The organism is Nocardia salmonicida (assembly GCF_036142455.1).
Classification (GTDB): domain Bacteria; phylum Actinomycetota; class Actinomycetes; order Mycobacteriales; family Mycobacteriaceae; genus Nocardia; species Nocardia salmonicida.
On the sequence record NZ_CP108014.1, the window covers coordinates 6,144,589 to 6,160,031 of the forward strand.

Annotated in this window: 14 protein-coding genes and 1 tRNA gene; 6 read left to right on the forward strand and 9 right to left on the reverse strand. The window is 68.2% G+C overall.

Going from position 1 to position 15,443, the window contains the following annotated elements; genetic code table 11:
- Nucleotides 1-69 precede the first annotated feature (69 nt).
- A complete protein-coding gene (locus OHS03_RS28760) occupies nt 70-2,946 on the forward strand; it encodes an ATP-binding protein (protein ID WP_328658368.1) in 2,877 nt (958 codons plus the stop codon).
- Here the strand turns inward: OHS03_RS28760 and OHS03_RS28765 are convergent, their stop codons facing one another.
- The 3 genes from OHS03_RS28765 to OHS03_RS28775 all read right to left on the reverse strand — a co-directional run bounded on the left by OHS03_RS28765 (nt 2,947) and on the right by OHS03_RS28775 (nt 5,813).
- Nucleotides 2,947-3,216: a DUF4242 domain-containing protein gene (locus OHS03_RS28765; RefSeq protein ID WP_328658370.1), complete on the reverse strand. Its 270-nt coding sequence runs from the start codon at nt 3,214-3,216 to the stop codon at nt 2,947-2,949.
- 69 nt (nt 3,217-3,285) lie between these two features.
- The gene (locus OHS03_RS28770) at nt 3,286-4,821 is read right to left on the reverse strand and encodes a Rieske 2Fe-2S domain-containing protein (RefSeq protein ID WP_328658372.1); all 1,536 of its coding nucleotides are present in this window, start codon (nt 4,819-4,821) and stop codon (nt 3,286-3,288) included.
- Nucleotides 4,822-4,922: 101 nt separating this feature from the next.
- On the reverse strand, nt 4,923-5,813 hold the full coding sequence (locus OHS03_RS28775) for a hypothetical protein (protein ID WP_328658373.1): 891 nt from the start codon (nt 5,811-5,813) through the stop codon (nt 4,923-4,925).
- Between the two features lie 200 nt (nt 5,814-6,013).
- Between OHS03_RS28775 and OHS03_RS28780 the strand changes: the two genes are divergently transcribed.
- A complete protein-coding gene (locus OHS03_RS28780; protein ID WP_328664455.1) occupies nt 6,014-6,775 on the forward strand; it encodes a lysophospholipid acyltransferase family protein in 762 nt (253 codons plus the stop codon).
- A 32-nt stretch (nt 6,776-6,807) separates the two neighbouring features.
- Nucleotides 6,808-7,329 (forward strand): OsmC family protein, encoded by a 522-nt coding sequence (locus tag OHS03_RS28785; RefSeq protein ID WP_328658375.1) that lies wholly within the window; start codon nt 6,808-6,810, stop codon nt 7,327-7,329.
- Nucleotides 7,330-7,340: 11 nt separating this feature from the next.
- On the opposite strand, the gene OHS03_RS28790 is transcribed toward OHS03_RS28785, so the two are convergent.
- Entirely contained in the window at nt 7,341-8,132 is a 792-nt protein-coding gene (locus OHS03_RS28790; protein WP_328658377.1) for an AraC family transcriptional regulator, read from the reverse strand.
- Between the two features lie 85 nt (nt 8,133-8,217).
- On the opposite strand from OHS03_RS28790, the gene OHS03_RS28795 reads away from it, so the two are divergent.
- Nucleotides 8,218-9,090, forward strand: a complete 873-nt coding sequence (locus tag OHS03_RS28795) for an NAD(P)H-binding protein (RefSeq protein ID WP_328658379.1) — start codon at nt 8,218-8,220, stop codon at nt 9,088-9,090.
- Between the two features lie 46 nt (nt 9,091-9,136).
- Here the strand turns inward: OHS03_RS28795 and OHS03_RS28800 are convergent, their stop codons facing one another.
- Nucleotides 9,137-9,559: a hypothetical protein gene (locus OHS03_RS28800; protein ID WP_328658381.1), complete on the reverse strand. Its 423-nt coding sequence runs from the start codon at nt 9,557-9,559 to the stop codon at nt 9,137-9,139.
- An 85-nt stretch (nt 9,560-9,644) separates the two neighbouring features.
- A complete protein-coding gene (locus tag OHS03_RS28805) occupies nt 9,645-10,022 on the reverse strand; it encodes a hypothetical protein (RefSeq protein ID WP_328658383.1) in 378 nt (125 codons plus the stop codon).
- A gap of 207 nt (nt 10,023-10,229) precedes the next feature.
- On the opposite strand from OHS03_RS28805, the gene OHS03_RS28810 reads away from it, so the two are divergent.
- Nucleotides 10,230-10,301, forward strand: a tRNA-Gly gene (locus OHS03_RS28810).
- A gap of 34 nt (nt 10,302-10,335) precedes the next feature.
- Here OHS03_RS28810 and OHS03_RS28815 read toward each other — a convergent pair.
- A complete protein-coding gene (locus OHS03_RS28815) occupies nt 10,336-11,766 on the reverse strand; it encodes a lipase maturation factor family protein (RefSeq protein WP_328658385.1) in 1,431 nt (476 codons plus the stop codon).
- Between the two features lie 72 nt (nt 11,767-11,838).
- Nucleotides 11,839-12,468, reverse strand: coding sequence for a histone deacetylase (locus tag OHS03_RS28820; protein WP_328658387.1), 630 nt, complete (start codon nt 12,466-12,468; stop codon nt 11,839-11,841).
- Between the two features lie 105 nt (nt 12,469-12,573).
- On the opposite strand from OHS03_RS28820, the gene OHS03_RS28825 reads away from it, so the two are divergent.
- A complete protein-coding gene (locus OHS03_RS28825; RefSeq protein ID WP_328658389.1) occupies nt 12,574-13,161 on the forward strand; it encodes a DUF6636 domain-containing protein in 588 nt (195 codons plus the stop codon).
- Between the two features lie 14 nt (nt 13,162-13,175).
- Here the strand turns inward: OHS03_RS28825 and OHS03_RS28830 are convergent, their stop codons facing one another.
- Nucleotides 13,176-15,431 carry a heavy metal translocating P-type ATPase gene (locus OHS03_RS28830; protein ID WP_328658391.1) on the reverse strand — a complete coding sequence of 752 codons (2,256 nt, stop codon included), beginning with the start codon at nt 15,429-15,431 and terminating at the stop codon, nt 13,176-13,178.
- Between the last annotated feature and the right edge of the window lie 12 nt (nt 15,432-15,443).

Below are 15,443 nucleotides of genomic sequence, written 5' to 3' on the forward strand. Positions count from 1 at the left end.
AATCGGCGCGTTGGTGAGGGGGTCAGATCGGACTATTCGCTGGTCATAGAATCCGGCTATGGTCGACAGGTGACGGAATCGGCTTCGCCGAGCAGCGGCACCGACTTCGTCGGTCGGCATGCGGAAGTCGAGCGGCTCGAAGCCGTCTGGGCGGCCGTCGAGAGCGACCGGCGCCAGGTCGTCTTCGTAGGTGGGGAACCCGGCGTCGGTAAGACGAGATTGGTCGCCGAGGCCGCCGCCGCGTTGCGTCCCCACGCCACGGTGCTGTGGGGTGCGTGCCGCGAAGATCTCGACATCGCCTACCGGCCCTTCGTCGCGATCCTCGAACAAGCACTCGAGCAGTTGCCGCCGGAGGTCTTGACCGACATCGCGCCCACGGCGGCGGCCCCGCTGCGACGCCTCACCGCGAGCGTGTCGCGGTACTGGCCGACCGCGGAACCGATTCCCGGCGGGCCGGACTCGCGGCCCGCCCTGTTCGACGCCGTGTTGCGGGTATTGCTGGCGACCGCCGAGCGACGCCCGCTGGTGCTGGTTCTCGAGGATCTGCACTGGGCCCAGGAACCGACCCTGGCGATGCTCACCCATCTGGTCGAGTCGACGGCAGGTGAGCGACTACTGGTACTGGCCACCCGCCGGACCACCGCCCCTGATCTCACCGACGCGGTCAGCTTCGCCCTCGCCGATCTGCACCGCCTCGACGGCGTCGCCCGGATGGACCTGGTCGGCCTGAGTACCGAGGACGTGGCCGAATACCTCGTCCGGGCGGCCGGGGTGTCGCCCGGCTCGGCGAGATCGGCCGCGCCGGTACTGCGCGACCACACCGGCGGGAATCCGTTCTTCCTCCAGGAATACTGGCACGACCTGGCGAATCGCGGCGGCCTCGCCGCGGTTCGTTCCGGCGTCGCCGCGCCGCGTTCGGTCCAGGACGCGCTCGCCCGCAGGCTCGCGGTGGTCGATGTCGACCACGCGCGAGTGATCGAGCTGGCCGCGGTGGCAGGCGACGCCGTCGACCCCGCGCTCTTGGCCGACGTGCTCGGTTCGGCCGAAGTCCTCGCGGGGATCGACTTCGGTGTGCGCGCCGGACTTCTCGTCGCGGACACCGACGGTGAGTACCGCTTCGCGCACGCCCTGGCTCGCCAGGCCGTGCTCGACCGAATGTCATCGAGCGATCTAACGGCGGCGCACGCCGGGGTCGCGCGGGCGATCGAAGCGCGGGATCCAGCTCTCGTCGTCGCACTCGCTCACCATTATTTCCGTGCCCGCGCCGGCGGGTACGCGGACAAAGCAGTGCACTATCTCGTGCTCGCCGCGCACCAGGCCGAGCGAGGTATCGCCCACCGCGAGGCCGCGGTGCTGTACGAGCGCGCCGCGCAGGTGCGGGTCGCGCAGGGCCCGACGCGGGTCGAGCTTCTTTCGGCGGCGGCGCGCTGCCACATGCACGGTGGTGACTTCGCCACGGCTAGAAGGCTTTACGAAGATCTGTCCGCCGACGAGGACCCCCGCGTTCGGCTGGCGGCCGCGATCGGGCACGAGGACGCGTCGTGGCGTCCCTCCGCGAATGGTCAGCGTTCGCTGGCACTGCTGCGCGAGGCGCTCGCCGCCGCCGACCTGGACCGTGACGATCCGCTGTCGGTGCGCGCCGGCGCGAGTATGGGGCGGGCCGCCGCGTTCACCGGCGATTCCCAGCAGGCTCGACAGATCGGCGAGGACGCGCTGACGCGCGCCAGGGCTCTGGGCGACGAGGAACTGCTCGCGCACGCGTTGAGTACGACACTGTGGCAGGGCCTGCGCCCGGACCTGGCGCCTGAGCTGCTGGCCAGAGCGGTCGAGCTCAACGAGATCGGCGCGCGCCTGGGCGACGACGACCACCGCGGTCCCGCCGCCTTCCACCGGGCGCTGTTCGCCTACCTGCTCGGCGACGAGCCCGCCTGGAGCAGCGCCCAGCGTGATCTGACCGAGCTGGCGCTCGCACGCGGGCAGCCGTTCTTCCGCTATGTCGCTGGTTGCTCTCGCTGCGCGCACCGGTACGCGGTCGGCGACTTCGCGGGCACCGAGCGCATCATCGAGTGGCTCGACGACCAGTTCACCCACGAGTTCGGCGGCGCCACCGAAGGCTCGTGGGGCGTACAGCAATTCATGCTCCGGCGGGTCACCGGCGGCCTGGAACAGGTCCGCCCGCTCATCACCGGCGCAGAGAGCTTCGACGACCACTGGTTGCCGGGCCTGCTCGCCCTGTACACCGAGCTGGAGATGTGGCCGTCCGCCGCCCGCCTGCTGATCCACCTGTGCGCCAGGCTCGACGATTACCGTTCGGGCGCGCAATGGGCCGGGGTACTGGCTTTCGCGACCGAGGCGGCGGTCCGGCTCGACGACACCGTGGCGGCGGTGACGTTGCGACCGTTGCTGGCCGAATACGCCGGGGCCAACCTGATGGCAGGCGCGAGCGTCGCGGTGTTCGGCAGTGCGGATCGCTATCTCGCCGAGCTCGACTCCGTGCTCGGCGCGCAGACCGCGGACCAGAACTTCGAGCGAGCCCTGGCGATGGACCGGCGGATGGGCGCGGTGACCCACCAGACCGAAACGCTGGCGGCCTGGAGTAGGCACCGGCTCCGTACCCCCGACGCCGTGGCAGGCCCTTCCGCGGCCGACCTCGCCACTGAGGCACGCGCGCTGGCACGGCGGATCGGTCACCGCCGCATCCTGCGCGATCTCGACGCCGACCCGGCGCCGCATGCCGACCACATGCCGTTGCCGAACGGACTGACCGATCGCGAGATCGACGTACTCCGCCTCGTCGCCGATGGCCTGTCCAACCGGGAGATCGGCGAACGGCTGTTCATCAGCGCCAATACCGCCGCCAACCACGTGCGCAGCATTCTGATCAAGACCGCGGCACCCAATCGCACCAGGGCCGCGATCTTCGCCACCGAGCACGGGCTGCTCTAGCTACATCGACGCGAAAGTGCCGTCCGGTGTGATCGTGCCGGACAGTTCCATGATCGCGTCGGCGGGGATTCCCGCGCGGACCGCCGCGGCGCGGATCGCGTCGACGTTGTCCGCCTCGTAGAGACAGAACGTCTTGCGTTTGTCCGAGGACAGGAAGGAGCTGAGCCAGCGCACCCCGGCCTCGTCATTGATCCGGTTGATCTCCGCGGCCGTCTCCGGGGCGATCTCCAGCTGTTGCGCGAAGTGCCGCTCCACCATGAATATCGGCATCGACTGTGCCCTTCATCGTGCTCGGTCCCCGAACTCAAGCTACCTCGGCGGCCGTCCCCGGTTCAAGGTTCAGAGCTTGCGCGAGCGCAGTTCGTGGCCCTTGGAGGTCTTGCAGCGTCCCGACTCCAGGTCCCACTGCCAGCCGTGCAGGTTGCAGGTGAGGTTGTTGCCTTCCACCACACCGAATTTGGACAGGTCGGCCTTGAGGTGGGGGCAGCGGCGCTGGACTTCCCAGCCGTCGAGTTCGGTGACGGCGGAGTCGTCGTGCGCCTCGGAGAACCAGCCGTCGGCGTAGGCGATCCGCTCGTCGGTGAGGCACTTGAAGAAGGTGTAGAGGAACTCGTTGTAGCCGCCGATGCGCCACGCCTGGAAGCGGGTGGACAGGAAGATCGTGTTCACCCAGTCCGGCTCGTTGTCGCGCAGCACGGTGCGCACCAGTTCCGGGGCGATACGGAAGCCGTAGCGGTAGCGACCCTCGCCTTCCAGCGGTGCGCGCACGGTGCGGTGCGGGAAGTCCAGAACGACGGTCTCCTCGCCGATCACCAGGCCGACGGGGTAGCCGATGCCGTCGCTGATCAGCGCGCTCTGCTTCATGATCGGTTCGAACAGCTCACGCAGCGGCTCGAGCAGCGAACCCTCGCCGGTCTCCCACGTCGCCTTCTCCGCGGCCAGCACCGGCGCGAAACGCTGCGCCATCTCCTCGATGTAGGCGGCCTTGTCGCCGTAGATCCGATCCGGGTCGAACGGGTGCGCGAGGTCGAGTTCCTTGCCGCGCACATCGGCGACCGAACCGGGGATCATCAGGATCCCGCCCGGGTTGCCGTGGATGCTCATCTGATCGAGGAAGACGATCTGATCGGGGAAGATGTTGCCTTCGTCGCCGCGATCGTCGTTGAGATAGCGCAGCTCGGAGTCGAGGAACACCGGCGGACCGGCCGACGGCACCACCCAGGTCGCGCCGACCTGCTCGATGTAGGAGCGCGCGCGATCCATCCCGCGCTGACGCTTCTGCTTGCCGAAATTGGCCTTGGTCCGAGCCGGGATGTCGTACACCGCCGGGTACCAGATCGCGCCCGAGTACTGCAGCAGGTGGATGTCGATGTCGCCGAACGCGTCGTGGATGACGTCCATATCCACCGGACGGGCGTCGTTCATGTTGAAACAGGTGGTCTCACCGTCGGAGATGAGAATGCCGGAGTCGCCGATCGGGCCGTCGGCGGGCGCGCGCAACGCCACGATCATGATGTCGACGGAGCCCTTCGGCCCGGTGATCGTGTGCTTGACCGAGTCCTCGGTCTCGAAGAACTTGGTGAACCCGAGCGCCTCGAGCTCACGGCGCAGGTCGAGCACCGGGTAGTCGGGCAGCAGGATCGTCGCGTCCTTGTTCACGTACTTCGCCAGGTGCGCGGCGTCGAAGTGGTCGCGGTGCAGGTGCGAGACGTAGAGATAGTCGACATCGCCGAGGGACTCCCAGTCGAGCTGAGAGTTGTCCGGGAACGGAAACCACGACGCGAAGTACGCGGGGTTGACCCAGGGATCGCACAGGATCGTCCCGGCCTCGGTTCGGATATGGAAGCCGGCATGTCCGACGCTGGTGATCTGCACGAGCTGTTTCCTCCTACCAGGATCTGATTCGCCGGATCAATGGCGAGCTACCGCCTCAGGCCCCCTGATTGCTTCGGCGTACCAGCCAACCAGGGTAGTGGCTAAATCGTTACGTCACCGATGCAATAGCCCTCAGCGGTCGCGACAACGGTGAAAGTGCGTGTCCGCGTGCCTCCGGGAGAGGTGGTCACAGGGACGTGAACTGCCAGGTAGTCGCCACGAACCTGGTCGGATCGTAGCTCCTCGCCGGTGAAGGAGGTGACATTGCCTACTTTGCCCGAGTCGCCTGTCAAGGGGGCTGCTGTGGGGTTGCCGGTGCCCTCGGGATCCCAATTGGCGGGAGAGGCCTTGCAGGTCAGTGGATGGTCTGCTTCGATGTCGGCCGCGTCGAGCGGTTTGCCGGTGGCGCGAGCTAGATAGCGGCGAACGGTGTGGCGCGCGTCCGCGTCGTCGTAACCGGGCTCGACGCCCGCCGCCGACACCCTGCCGCAGGCATAGCCGGACGCGACGGACTCACGGTCGACGGTGACGGTGGTGGTGCGGTTACGCCAGGTCACGGTGTCGGCGGTCGCGATGCCCGGTGCGGCGAGCGCGGCCAGCACCGACTGTGGGTCGGCGTACATCTTGGCGACGGTGGCCGGGGGAATGGTCCAGCAGTTGTCCTGGAGCTCCTTCACCGTGCCGTTTTGTAGGTCGGCCGCCCAGCGGCGCACGGCGGTGACGGCATCGGCATGGCCGGCGACGGTGCCGACCTGCGGTGCATCGGCGGGGAGTGGACTGTTCGGCGCCGGTTCGCCGGGTGCGATGGCCTGGGTCGCCGTGGTCGTCGGCACGGCTGACGTGGTGGACGCGGTAGTGGTCGCCTCGACCGGATCGCCCGGGATGCCCGATACCGAGTCGCATCCGGTGACCAGGGCCGCCACGGCGAGTCCGGCGACCAGCGCGTAGGCGCGGCGAGTCGTAGCGATCGGGGTCGATTGAGCGCGTTCCACTTCGACGTTCCTCAATTCCTAGGCCGTGGCACCCGCGTGCGATGCGGGCGGTGACTGTCGGGGCGAGCGGACTCGCCGGGTGTAGACCGGTGTGCGCGAAGCGGATTGGCTGCGCGGGCGAACGCCGCGATTCTACGGTGATCGGGCCCACCGAACGCACCCCTGCCGACGGGAAGATCTACGACTACGCTTGCGTAATTGTGGAACCCCTCTACTTCTCGATCATCGGCGTGGCCCGAACACTGTTCTTCCTCGAAGGTCTGAAGTTCACCGTCAAGGGAGCGGAGAACATCCCCGCTACCGGCGGTGCCGTGCTCGCGGTCAACCACACCGGCTACATGGACTTCACCTACGCGGGTCTGCCCGTGCGCACTCCGCGTCGCTACATCAGGTTCATGGCCAAGCAAGAGGTGTTCGACAACAGCATCTCCGGCCCGATCATGCGCACCCTCAAGCACATTCCGGTCGACCGCACCGCGGGCGCCGACTCCTACCAGTCGGCGGTGCAGTACCTGCGCGACGGCGAGCTCGTCGGCGTCTACCCGGAGGCCACGATCAGCCGTAGCTTCGAGATCAAGGAATTCAAATCCGGCGCGGCCCGTATGGCGCTGGAAGCCGAGGTGCCGATCATCCCGATCACCATCTGGGGCGCCCAACGCGTGTGGACCAAGGGCTTCCCGAAGCGACTCGGCCGCACCAACACCCCCATCTCGATCGCGGTCGGCGCCCCCATCCAGCCTTACGAACCCGTCGCCGACCTCACCGCACAACTCCGCTCCACCATGCAGGAAATGCTCGCCGACCTGCAGGAATCCTACGAACACGAGCCCGGCGCCTACTGGGTCCCGAAACGGCTCGGCGGCAGTGCCCCGACCCTCGAAGAGGCAACCGCGCTCGACGACGCCGAAGCGGCTGAACGTTTCGCCCGCAAGGCCGAGAAAACGCAGGAGAACGAAGGCTGACGTTCGCCCTCGCGCGGGCATACGCTCGATAGATGACCACCGCGGCGGAGTTGAAGGCCCTGCAAGCTCCGGTGAAACAGCGCTACCGGGAAGACCCGGCCGCCGCGGTCACCGCGCTGCGCGGTGCGGGCTCGTTCACCGACCCCGGCATCACCTGCACGGTGCGGACCTTCGCGGGCCCGGTCCGCGCGGGCCTGCACCGCGCCACCGGCGGTGACGGCACCGATGCCTGCTCGGGCGACATGCTGCTCGAAGCGGTGGCGGCCTGCGCCGGGGTGACGTGCCGCAGCGTCGCCACCGCGATGGGCCTGCCGCTCACCGGGGCCGATGTCGAGGCGACAGGCTCGTTCGACGCCACCGGCACCCTCGGCATCGATCGCACCGCTGAAGTCGGGGTTTCGCCGATCGCCGTGACGATCACCGTCACCACCTCGGAAGCGGTCGACGACACTGCTCTGGCCAAGCTCGCCGAACTCACCGAGCGCTACTGCGTGGTCGGCCAGAGCCTGCGGCATCCGCCGACGATCCGCGTGGTGCGCACTCCCGCGCCGTGATCGCGAACCACTCAGCGTGGCATCTGGCAGCGGGTCGGTGTGGGGAGCTTGCCGCGCAGGTAGGCGGCGGGTGGGACGCCCATCAGGGTGCGGAAGTCGGCGGTGAGGTGGGATTGGTCGTAGTAGCCGGTGTCGGTGGCCAGGTGCGACCACGGGGTGTTGCCCGCGAAGGCGAGCACGCGGCGCAGGCGTTGGATGCGGGCGAAATGCTTGGGGGACAGGCCGATTCCCGCTGTGAACAGGTTGCGCAGCTGGCGTTCGCTGACGGCCAGCTGGGCGGTGAGTTCGGCAAGTGCGGGGGCATTGTCGGCGGTGAGCGCGGAGATCGCCTCGCGTAGCACGATCCGGTGCGCGCGTTCGGTAGGTGATTCCGAGACATGCTGCGGCAGTTGGTCTTCCAGGTAGCTGATCGCCTGCTCGGTCGGCAGCTCTGTCAGCTCCGGTGCGAAACCACCCAGCGGACCGGGCAATTCGTCGAGGCGAAGGACGCGGTCGGTCAGTTCGGTGGCGGCGACGCCGAGGAGCTGACGTGTGACACCCGGTTCCAACCGCAGCCGCACGCAACCGGCTGGCTCATCGGGTCGCGAGTAGGACGCCTTCGTCTGCGCGCCGACGACGAATGCCCTACTGCGGCCGGATTGTTCGGTGCGCAGCACCACCGTGGTCGTCGCCGCGGGAGGATGCGTGAACGGCTGAGCGAGATCGTCGAACATCGGCGTGCTGGTGAGTTCGGTGAGCCAGGGGCGCAACGATTCCGGTGTCGTCACGGGGGTCTCGATGTGCGCCGAGGTCAGATACTCCACCTGATCGACTGTAGGTGGCGCGAGCCGCCGTGTCCGTGCCGATTTCTCCTATATTCGCAGGTAGCCCGGCGGCCATGCTCATTCCATGATCCTGATCACCGGTGCGACAGGCACCATCGGAAGCGACATCGTTCGACAGTTGGTAGCCGAGGGCGTCGCCGTCCGGGCGGCGACCCGCGACCCGAAGCGGACCGAGTTCCCCGCCGGGGTCGAGGTGGTTCGGGTCGATTACCGCGACCCGACAACGTTCGGGCCGGCCATGCGGGGTATCGAGGCCGCGTTTCTCGTCGGGATCCCCGGCCCGGACGACACCGGCACCGATGCCGCACTGGTGGCTGCCGCGCGCGAGGCCGGTGTGCGGCGCGTGGTGAAGCTGTCCGCCGTCGGCACCGGCGATCCACGGTTGGGCGTGCCGGGCTCCTGGCATGTGCCGGGGGAGCAGGCCGTGCGCGACTCGGGTCTGGAGTGGACGATCCTGCGCCCCAACACTTTCGCCTCGAATACGTTCAGCTGGATCGAACCGCTCAGCAACGGTCACCCCGTCCCGAACCTCACCGGCGAGGGCAGACAGGCCGTAGTCGACCCGCGCGATGTCTCGGCGGTCGCCGCAGCGGCGCTGCGCTCCAACGACCACCACGGCCGCACCTACACCCTGACCGGCCCCACCCTGCACACCGGCCGCGACCAGGCCGCCGTCCTCGCCGAGATCATCGACCGCCCGATCGCCGTCACCGATATCGCCGAAGCCGACGCCCGCGCCTTCATGGTCGACGCGGGCCTTCCGCCCGCCTTCGTGGACGGCGCACTGACCGGCCAAGCCTTCATCCGCGGCGGCCACAACGAACTGATCACCGACGACGTCGAACGCGTCCTCGGCCGCCCACCCCGCAGCTACGCCACCTGGGCCGCCGACCACCGCGCCGCCTTCATCGACCGCGCCGCGGCAACCCCCCGCTGACCAGGCAGACGGGTCCGGCGCGTGGCGGCGCACCGGACCCATCGGCTCAGTTCATCGTCAGCACCCACGACCCGTTGCACCCCCTGCGGGCGTTCATATTGCCGTCGTAGACCCAGTTGAACCTGATCGGCGGGTTGGTGCGCACATTCCAATTCCCGGACGGCGAGGTCACCAGCTTGCCGTTGCGCGTCAGCACACCGACCTGGTCATGGTCGAACTGCCACTTTCCCCCGCTGGTCGGGTAGTTCAACCGCACCGTCACCCGCCCGCCCGTGTGGTTCTGCACCACCAGACACGACCCCGGTTCGGTCCGGCTGACCGCGTACTCCCCGAAACCATCGTCCTCCACGTTCTCCCCACTGTCGGTGTACTCCACCGGATCGGTGAAGTCGGCGTGCGCGGGCCCGGCCCCCAACACGGCCACCGCCGTCACCGCAACGCCCGCCGCAATCATCCCCAGAGTCTTCATGCTGTTCCTCCCACTATTCCCGCAGCGATTGCTGCTGTCGAAAAGCCTTTCCCCGCACCGATATCCTGCGCAGAACGGGCATCGGTCAACTCGCGGTGAAGATCCACGACCCGTTGCAGCTCCCGCCGCGCGTGGCACCGGTGTCGAAGACCCAGGAGGCCTGCACAGGTGGGTACACACGCAGCTGCCAGTGGCCGCTCGGCGAGGTCACCGGGGAGTCGCCCCAGTCGAGCCAAGTGACCTGTTCGGGGTCGATCTCCCAGTGGCTGTACCCGGTGGGGTAGTCCATCCGGACGGTGAGGGTGTCGCCGATGTGGTTCTGCACGATCAGGCACGACTGCGGGTAGTCGGTTGCCGCGTAGTTGTCGGTGCCGACGAAGTCATCAGCCTGTGCCGAGCCCGCGCCGACGGCTGATAGCGCCACGGCCACGAGGGGCGTGGCGAGTAGTGCGGAGACTTTCATGGTGATCCTCCCGTTGTTGTGAAAACCCTCCCGCACAATGTCTTTCGATTGCTTGGCGCGCGCTTAACGAGCCTCGTCGGCACCAGATCCCACAGCTACCCGAGCCGGGTGGGTGAGCCCGGATTTCGTAGTTCGGGAGTTTCGCGCTAGAGTTCCTTTTCGCACGACGAAGTCACCGGCGGTCGCCGGATCGGCTTCGGAAGGCACGCGGATGTGGCGCAGTGGTAGCGCATCACCTTGCCAAGGTGAGGGTCGCGAGTTCGAATCTCGTCATCCGCTCAACGAAAAGCCCGGCCATCGTGCCGGGCTTTTCTCATTGTCGGCGCTGTTCGAGGCGCTCGCGATTGAGCGGCGGCAGGAACTCGCCGATCAGTGTTCGGCGCCACCAGATCCGCTCGCGGAACAGTTCGGCGGGCGTACTGAAGTGGTACTCGTACAGTCGGGCGCGCAGGTAGCGCGGCGGTGTGTCGGGGAAGGGGCAGTGCCGCAGCAGGCGCAGGGTGTCGGGGTCGTTGTCGAGCAGCCGGATGACCAGCGGCAGCGCCCACGAGCGCGCGTAGGAGGGGGACAGCGCGGCGAACCACATCAGCCAGTCCAGTCGCAGGTGATACGGCGCCCATTGGCGCGGGCGAGACCGCAGGGCACCTGGTTTGCCCTTGAACTCGTATTCGCGCCACACCGTGTCCGGCTCCAGATGTGTGGCGTCGGTGCCCTCCAGCACGATCTCCTGACGTACCCGGGTGATACTGCCGAACGCGCCATAGGTGTTGACCAGGTGCAACGGTTCGAAAGAGGCATTCATCGCCTGCCGCGCGGACAACAGGTTGCGCACCGGCCAGAAACTCAGCACGACGACCGTCGCGACGAAAGCGAGGACAGCGCCGAGGAACCATCGGGGCGGCTCGGCCACCGCCTGCGCGTCCGGCAGCACCGGGTACGCGCTGACAGCGGTCGTCGCCAGGAGCAGGGTCACCCAGTTCAGCCAGGCGAAATTGCCCGAGATCACCAGCCACGACTGCGTGACGATGATGATGCCCGCCGCGACGCTCGCCACCGGCTGCGGCGCGAACAGCCCGAAGGGCACGATCAGCTGGGCGACATGATTGGCCGCCACCTCCACCCGGTGCAGCGGCCGGGGCAGATGGTGGAAGAACCAGCTCAGCGGGCCGGGCATCGGCTGGGTCTCGTGGTGGTAGTACAGGCAGGTCAGGTCACGCCAGCACCGATCGCCGCGCATCTTGATCAGTCCGGCCCCGAACTCCACCCGGAACAGCAGCCAGCGCGCGGCCAACAGCACCAGCAGGGGCGGCGCGACGGTGTCGTTGCCGAGAAAGATCGCCAGAAAACCCGCCTCGAGCAGCAGCGTTTCCCAGCCGAACGAGTACCAGGCCTGCCCGACATTGACGATCGACAGATACAGCGCCCACAGCGCGAACCACAGCGCCATCGACGCCCATAGCGGCACCAGATCCGCGACTCCTGCCGCGATGGCCGCCGCCAGCACCGCTCCCGTCCAGGCCAGGACGGCATAGAACCGGTCGGAGTAGTGCAGGTGGAACAGGCTCGGTGACCGGCGGAACGGGGTCCGAGCCAGGTAGCGAGGCACGGGCAGCATCCCCCGCTCGCCGAGCAGCGCGCGGAACTGCAGCGCGGCGCCGAGGAACGCGAGCGCGTAGACCACCGCCAGGCCACGCTGGAAGATCAGCCTGCCCTGCCAGTACTCGGGCGCCGTGAACCACTCCATGCACTAGCTCCCGCACGGTCGGCCTCCCCGGTTCGATTGTCCTCTTGATGCCCGCTCGGCGGAATGCCCTCGTCAGTCGCTGAGCAGGACCCGCACATCGTCATCGCGCCACCGCCCGACGACCCCCGGGCATACCCGCAGATACTCGACGATGCGATCGGTGTCCCAACCGTGTGACTCGCGCAGGCCCGCGCCGATCATGGTGAGGTACCGGGCCGACGGTCGTTGCGGTGCAACAGTTTCCGGATTCCATGGCGCGGTGAAGGTAAGAATGGGCACACCGTCTCTCGTGCCCGCGTGCAGCACGGTCTCGTAGCGACCCGGCCCGAGACGCACCGCGCCATCGGCGAGCACCCGCGCCAGGTCGAAGTCGGCGCCGGGTTCGCGGTACATCTCCTGAGCTTGAAGATCGGCGAACTGATCGACCGTGAGCAGATACCCTCGGGCAGCGGTCGGCCGATCCACGGTGGGCAGGTCGGCGTAGAAGGCGACGCCGCCGGTCCAGACCGGGCTCTGCCAGGCGAAATACAAGCTGCCGCGCAGCGTGAGGGCGGTGACGGCCGTGGGTGGAGTGGGATCGCGGAACCCCGGATAGGTGTGCGTGGTCTCCGGTGGCGTGCCGCCGCAGCGGTAGAAGTCGAAGCGCGCGGCATGCATATTGGAGCCGTACGCGGCGTACCAGACGTGCTGAGCTGTGGTCACGGGCTCACCTAGTGGGTCACGGTTCCATGAGCGAAGGAAACGAATTCGCTCCCGCTCTCGATTCTTCCTTCGAAAGGTCACCGAGGACATCGAGGGGGAGAGTTCATGAGATCAGTCATCGTGGTGGCCGCGCTGGTGGCACTGGCGGGAGGTCTCACCGCCTGCGACAACCAGGATTCCGCCACGCGGCCCACCGACTCGTCCACATCCCAGACCGCCGCGACCGGCACAGAACCGACCGTTGCGCCCGGCAATGCCGCCCCGACCGACCTGCCCTCCCGCGACGCCGCCACCGTCGACGCCCGCGACTACCAGCAGCGCGACAACTTCTACTTCCAGTCGCCCACCGGCAATATCCTGTGCGGCTTCGTCGAGGAGGGCACGCTCGGCGTCGGCTGCCAGCTGGCCGATACGCGCGTGATCCCGCCCGAACTCCCCACCTGCGACAATTCCCCGGCCCGCAAGGTCGCCGCCCATGTGTACGGCGGCACAGCGGAATTCCTGTGCACCAGCCAGGGCGTCTTCGTCGGCGAACCGGTGGACGGCACCGACAAGGGTGGCGGCAGAACCCTGAACTACGGCGACACCATCATCGTCCGCGGCGCCGCCTGCACCTCCACCGAACAGGGCGTCCGCTGCGACGTCGGCGGCCACGGCTTCTTCATCTCGGCCGACCGGCAATACCTGTTCTGATCCTGGTCATTGCCCTACTGTGCGGTCGACTCGAACCGGCGCAGACGCAGGCTGTTGCTCACCACGAAGACCGAGCTGAACGCCATGGCCGCGCCGGCCAGCATCGGGTTGAGCAGGCCCGCCATGGCCAGCGGGATGGCGGCCACGTTGTAGGCGAAGGCCCAGAACAGGTTGCCCTTGATCGTGGCGAGGGTGCGCCGCGACAGGCGGATCGCGTCGGCGGCGGCGCGGAGGTCGCCGCGGACGAGGGTGAGGTCGCTGGCCTCGATGGCGACATCGGCGCCGGTGCCCATCGACAGGCCGAGGTCGGCCTGGGCCAGGGCGGCAGCGTCGTTGACGCCGTCACCGACCATGGCGACGACCTTGCCTTCAGCCTGCAGCCGCTTGACGGTGTTCACCTTGTCCTGCGGCAGTACCTCGGCGATGACCTCGTCGATGCCGACTTCGTCGCCGATGGTGCGGGCCGCGCGGGCATTGTCGCCGGTGAGCAGGATCGGCGTCAGACCGAGCTCGCGGAACTGGGCGATGGCCTGCGCCGAGGTCGGTTTCACCGCGTCGGCGACAACGAGCACGCCGCGCGCTTTGCCGTCCCAGCCGATGGCCACCGCGGTCCTGCCCGCCGATTCCGCTTGCGCCAGTGCGGTTTCCAACTTCTCGTCGAGCGGCTGCGACCAGTCGGCCAGCAGTCGCGCCCGGCCGACGATCACCGCGTGCCCGTCGACCACGCCCTGCACGCCGAGCCCTTCGGCATTGGCGAAGCCCTCCACCGGCAGCAGCGTGCCGAACTCCTCCCGCGCGCCCTTGGCGATCGCCTGAGCGATCGGGTGCTCGGACGAATCCTCCAGTGCACCAGCGAGTTCGAGTACCTTGCTGCCCAGTTCGCCGTCGGCGGGGATCACGTCGAGCAGGGTCATCTTGCCGGTGGTGACGGTGCCGGTCTTGTCCAGCACGATGGTGTCGACCTTGCGGGTCGATTCCAGCACCTCGGGTCCCTTGATCAGGATGCCGAGCTGCGCGCCGCGTCCGGTGCCCACCATCAGCGCGGTCGGCGTGGCCAGGCCGAGGGCGCAGGGGCAGGCGATGATCAGTACCGCCACGCCCGCGGTGAAGGCGGCGGCGATGGAACCGCCTGTACCGAGCCAGAATCCGAGGGTGGCGACGGCGAGCGCGATGACGATCGGAACGAAGATGCCGGAGATCTTGTCGGCCAGCCGCTGTGCCTGCGCCTTGCCGATCTGCGCGTCTTCGACGAGCTGTGCCATCTGGGCGAGCTGGGTGTCGGCGCCGATCCTGGTGGCGCGCACTACGAGTCGGCCGCCGACGTTCACGGTGGCGCCGGTGACGCCGTCGTCGACGCCGACCTCCACCGGCACCGACTCACCGGTCAGCATGGACGCGTCGACCGCCGACGTGCCCTCGGTGATCACACCGTCGGTGGCGATCTTCTCGCCCGGCCGCACGATGAACTCGTCGCCGACGGCCAGCTGCTCCACCGGAATTCGCGTCTCGACTCCGCCGCGAAGAACCGCGACGTCCTTCGCTCCGAGCTCGAGCAAGGCCCGCAGCGCCGCGCCCGCCCGTCGCTTCGACCGCGCCTCGAAATACCGCCCGGCCAGGATGAACGTGGTCACACCCGCCGCCGCTTCGAGGTAGATGCTGCCGGTGCCGTCCATCCGCGCGATGGTGAGTTCGAACGGGTGCTTCATCCCCGGCGTGCCCGCCGTGCCCCAGAACAGCGCGTACAGCGACCAGCCGAACGCGGCGAGCGTACCCATCGACACCAGCGTGTCCATGGTGGCGGTGCCGTGCTTAAGGTTGGTCCACGCGGCCTTGTGGAAGGGGAGCGCGCCCCAGATCACGACCGGCGCGGCCAGCGTCAGCGACAGCCACTGCCAGTTGGTGAACTGCAACGCCGGGATCATCGCCATCGCGATCACCGGGACGGTGAGCAGCGCCGACACGATCAGCCGGGTGCGCAGCGAGGCCGTCGGGTCTGCTTCGGCAACGGGCGTCGGTTCGGTCTCGGGCTTCTTCGGCGTGGGGAGCGCCGCGGTGTACCCGGCCTGCTCGACGGTGGAGATCAGCTCCTCGGGGGAAACGTCACCGGTGAAGTCGACGCGCGCCTTCTCGGTCGCGTAGTTGACCGTGGCGGTGACCCCGTCGAGCTTGTTGAGCTTCTTCTCGATCCGGTTCGCGCAGGAAGCGCAGGTCATGCCACCGATCACCAGTTCTACCTGGCCGGTGCCCGGTGGGTGCGTCACGGTGGTCATGGGATGCTCCTT